Here is a 3,671-nt window from a genome sequence, read left to right on the forward strand (position 1 = left end):
CTCGTGCCGGACGCGGCGCCCCGCGACGGCCGCCGCGCGCAGCACCCGGCGGGCACCGGGCGTGAGCCGGTCGAGCCGGGCGAGCAGGACCTCGGCCAGCCCGTCCGGGACACCCTCGTCGGATGCCGAGACCAGTTCCTCGGCGAAGAACGCGTTGCCCTCGCTGCGCCGCGCGATGCGGGCGACGGACGCGTCGGACAGGGTGCCGTCGGCGAGCACCCGGACGAGCTGCTCGGCGTCGGCGGTGCCGAGCGCGGCGAGGTCGATCCGGGTGACCGCGGGCAGCCGGACCAGCTCGGCCAGCAGCGGGCGCAGGGGGTGCCGGCGATGCAGGTCGTCGCCGCGGTAGCTGGCCAGTACGAGCATCCGCTGCCCGCCCAGCCGGGACACGAGGAAGAACAGGAGGTCGCGGCTGGACGTGTCGGCCCAGTGCACGTCCTCGAGCACCAGCAGCAACGGGTCCTGCGCGGACCGCTCCGAGAGGACCGACAGCACCGCGTCGAACACCCGCAGCTGGCCGAGGTCGCGCTCACCCGCCGTGACTTCCTCGCGGGGGCGCGAGCCGGGGAGCAGCCGGTGCAGCGTCGGGTGCGCGTCGACGAGCTCGGGCCGGTCGGCGGCCAGCCCGCGGAGGGCCTCGGTGAACGGCAGGTACGGCAGCGTCGCCTCGCCGGTGTCCAGGCAGCGGCCGGTGAGCACGACGAACCCCGCGGCCTGCGCGCGGCCGACCGCCTCGGCGATCAGGCGGGTCTTGCCCACGCCCGCCTCACCGGCGAGCAGCACGGCACCGGCCGAGCCGGCCGCGGCCGCGTCGAGCGCTGCCGACAGCGACCGCAGCTCGTCGCGGCGGCCGACCAGCGGGGTCCCCGTTCCCAGCCGCGCCACGCCGGTCATGCTCGCACGGCACTCCGACGATCCGCGTCCTCGTTTCGCGCTGGGCGAGCGCCGTCGGTCCGATCCGTGACGTGTGCGCGGTCTGCGTCGTGCACGGCGCCTGCGTCGATCGCGTCCGGTGCGCCGCGCGGCGCGGCGGGGGCACCGCCGTGTGCCGGGGCCGGGCGGGTGCCGGGCGCGGGCGGCGGGCCGGGGCCGACCCGGGTACCCGGTGTCGCCGGGGCCGCGACGGCCGCGGTCGGACCGGGCTCGGTGGCCGGGCCGATGTCCGCGGCCGGGGCGAGCGCGGCGGCAGGGGCGGGGTCCGTGGTCGCCGCCCGCCGCCGTCTCCTGCGGGCGGCCCGGGCGAGCCGGGCGAGCCGGAACTCCTCGGCGTCGGCGAGGAGCCGGTCACGGTGGAGGAAGATCTCCGCGTCGAGGTGATGGCTCACGAACATGTCTCGACGATCGTGCTGAGGTGGGGCCCGCGGCATCGGGCAGCGACGTCGACGACCGGCGTCCGGGGCCCTTACCCGCGGCCTGCGACCCCCTTACCCGGGCGCCGCTCGCCACGATCGTGGCTGAGCACACCCGTTCGGGTGCAGCGCCGGAACGCGACGTGACGGGGTCGTCACGATATGTCCGGATGCGACACCAATACGTCATTGCCGGGAAACCCGGTGAACCGTGCGGGAACGCAGCATCGGTCGGCGAGCCGGAAAGATCCGGCAGTCCGACGATCGGGGGGCCCGCGTTGACCCAGGAGATCACCGAGACGACCGGGACCGGGCCGGAGCCCGTCGAACCCGCCGGCGCCGCACGCGAGACGCTCGAGGACTACACGCTCCGCTTCGCCCCGCGCAGCTACCGCAGGTGGTCGACGGGCGTCGTCGCGGTCTCGGCCCTGGGCGGCATCGCCTACCTGGCGGACTTCGCGATCGGCGCCAACATCGGCATCTCCTACGGCACGACCAACGCCCTGTGGGGCATCCTCGTGTTTGCCGTCGTGATCTTCGCGACGGGTTTCCCGCTGGCCTACTACGCCGCGCGCTACAACCTCGACCTCGACCTGATCACCCGGGGCAGCGGCTTCGGTTACTACGGCTCGGTCGTCACGAACGTCATCTTCGCGACGTTCACCGTCATCTTCTTCGCACTCGAGGGTTCGATCATGGCCCAGGGGCTGCAGCTCGGCCTCGGGCTGCCGCTCTGGCTCGGCTACGCGCTCAGCACGTTGATCATCTTCCCGCTCGTCGTCTACGGGATGTCGCTGCTGTCCAAGCTCCAGCTGTGGACGACGCCGCTGTGGCTGGTCCTGATGGTCGCGCCCTTCGTCTACCTGCTCGTGAGCCACCCCGACTCGGTGGCCACCTTCTTCGCTTACCAGGGGGAGGACGGCAACGGCGCACCGAGCCTCGGCGCGGTGATGCTGGCTGCGGGCGTCTGCCTGTCGCTGATCGCCCAGATCGCCGAGCAGATCGACTACCTGCGCTTCATGCCGCCCCGCACGCCCGAGAACCGGCGGCGCTGGTGGACGGCGATGGTGCTGGCCGGTCCGGGCTGGGTGCTCTTCGGTGCGGTCAAGCAGGTCGTCGGGCTGTTCCTGGCCGTCTACATCATCGCCAACGTGACGGGCGGGGCTGCCGTCGCGAACCAGCCCGTCCACCAGTTCCTGGAGATCTACCGCGACATCATGCCGCCGTGGGCGGCCATGACGCTGGCGGTCGTCCTCGTCGTCATCAGCCAGATCAAGATCAACGTGACGAACGCCTACTCGGGCTCGCTGGCCTGGACGAACTCGTTCACTCGGGTGACCAGGCGCTACCCGGGGCGGCTCGTGTTCCTCGGTGTCAACCTGGCGATCGCGCTCGTGCTGATGGAAGCGAACATGTTCGACTTCCTGAACACCATCCTCGGCTTCTACGCCAACTGCGGGATGTCGTGGGTCGTGGTCGTCGCGTCCGACATCGCGATCAACAAGTACCTGCTCAAACTCTCGCCGAAGGAGCCCGAGTTCCGCCGCGGCATGCTCTACGCGGTCAACCCAGTCGGCTTCGGGTCGATGATCGTCTCGGCCGGGGTGTCGATCGTCGCGTTCTTCGGCGGCCTCGGCGCCGCGGTGCAGCCGTTCTCCCCGCTCGTGGCCATCGGGCTGGCGCTGGTCCTGCCGCCCGTCATCGCCGTCGCCACGCGTGGGCGCTACTACCTCCGGCGCACCGACGACGGGATCGAGCTGCCGATGTACGACGAGCACGGCAACCCGTCGGGGGAGACGCTGCACTGTCACGTGTGCCGGCAGGACTTCGAGCGTCCCGACGTCGCGGCCTGTCACACCCATGACGCGTACGTGTGCTCGCTGTGCCTGAGCACCGACCGCGTCGGTGACCACGTGCTCCCCGCCACCGACCCGGTGCGTCCGCGCAGCTAGGTGTCCCACCTACGGAGGTTGGTGACGCGGCGGGAGTAGACACGCCAGGGCGGATGATCTTGATGTAGGGAGGACCTCCGGGCGAGGTGTGGAGCTGTCGAGGAACCACACCGTCGGACCCCGGAGGTCCTCAATGCCGCACCGTAATGCCCCGCTGACCATGGAAGGCAAGCGCCGGTTGTGTCTGCGTGTCGACGCCGGCCGCCCGAAAGCCCACGTCGCCGCCGAGGCCGGGATCTCCCGGCAGGCCTGCACAAGTGGCACACCCGCTGGCGCGCCGAGGGGGAGGCCGGGCTGGTCGAGCGTTCCTCGCGGCCCCGCCGCTCGCCGCGGCGTACCCCGCCGGAGCTGGAGGCCCGGATCGAGCGGC

4 protein-coding genes are annotated in these 3,671 nt (G+C 72.1%); 2 read left to right on the forward strand and 2 right to left on the reverse strand.

Annotated features, from left to right (window positions below; genetic code table 11):
- Both PSD17_RS23030 and PSD17_RS23035 read right to left on the reverse strand, forming a co-directional pair.
- The coding region (locus tag PSD17_RS23030; protein ID WP_339124476.1) for an ATP-binding protein at positions 1 to 894 on the reverse strand (894 nt) is incomplete at its 3' end.
- Complete coding sequence (locus PSD17_RS23035; RefSeq protein WP_132975776.1) at positions 891 to 1,331, reverse strand: hypothetical protein; 441 nt, start codon at positions 1,329 to 1,331, stop codon at positions 891 to 893. The genes PSD17_RS23030 and PSD17_RS23035, both read right to left, overlap by 4 nt.
- 296 nt (positions 1,332 to 1,627) lie before the next feature.
- On the opposite strand from PSD17_RS23035, the gene PSD17_RS23040 reads away from it, so the two are divergent.
- Both PSD17_RS23040 and PSD17_RS23045 read left to right on the forward strand, forming a co-directional pair.
- Complete coding sequence (locus PSD17_RS23040; protein ID WP_339124477.1) at positions 1,628 to 3,301, forward strand: purine-cytosine permease family protein; 1,674 nt, start codon at positions 1,628 to 1,630, stop codon at positions 3,299 to 3,301.
- A 180-nt stretch (positions 3,302 to 3,481) separates the two neighbouring features.
- The coding region (locus PSD17_RS23045) for a leucine zipper domain-containing protein (protein WP_445261033.1) at positions 3,482 to 3,671 on the forward strand (190 nt) is incomplete at its 3' end.

It is taken from the genome of Pseudonocardia sp. D17 (genome assembly GCF_036984265.1).
Taxonomy (GTDB): domain Bacteria; phylum Actinomycetota; class Actinomycetes; order Mycobacteriales; family Pseudonocardiaceae; genus Pseudonocardia; species Pseudonocardia benzenivorans.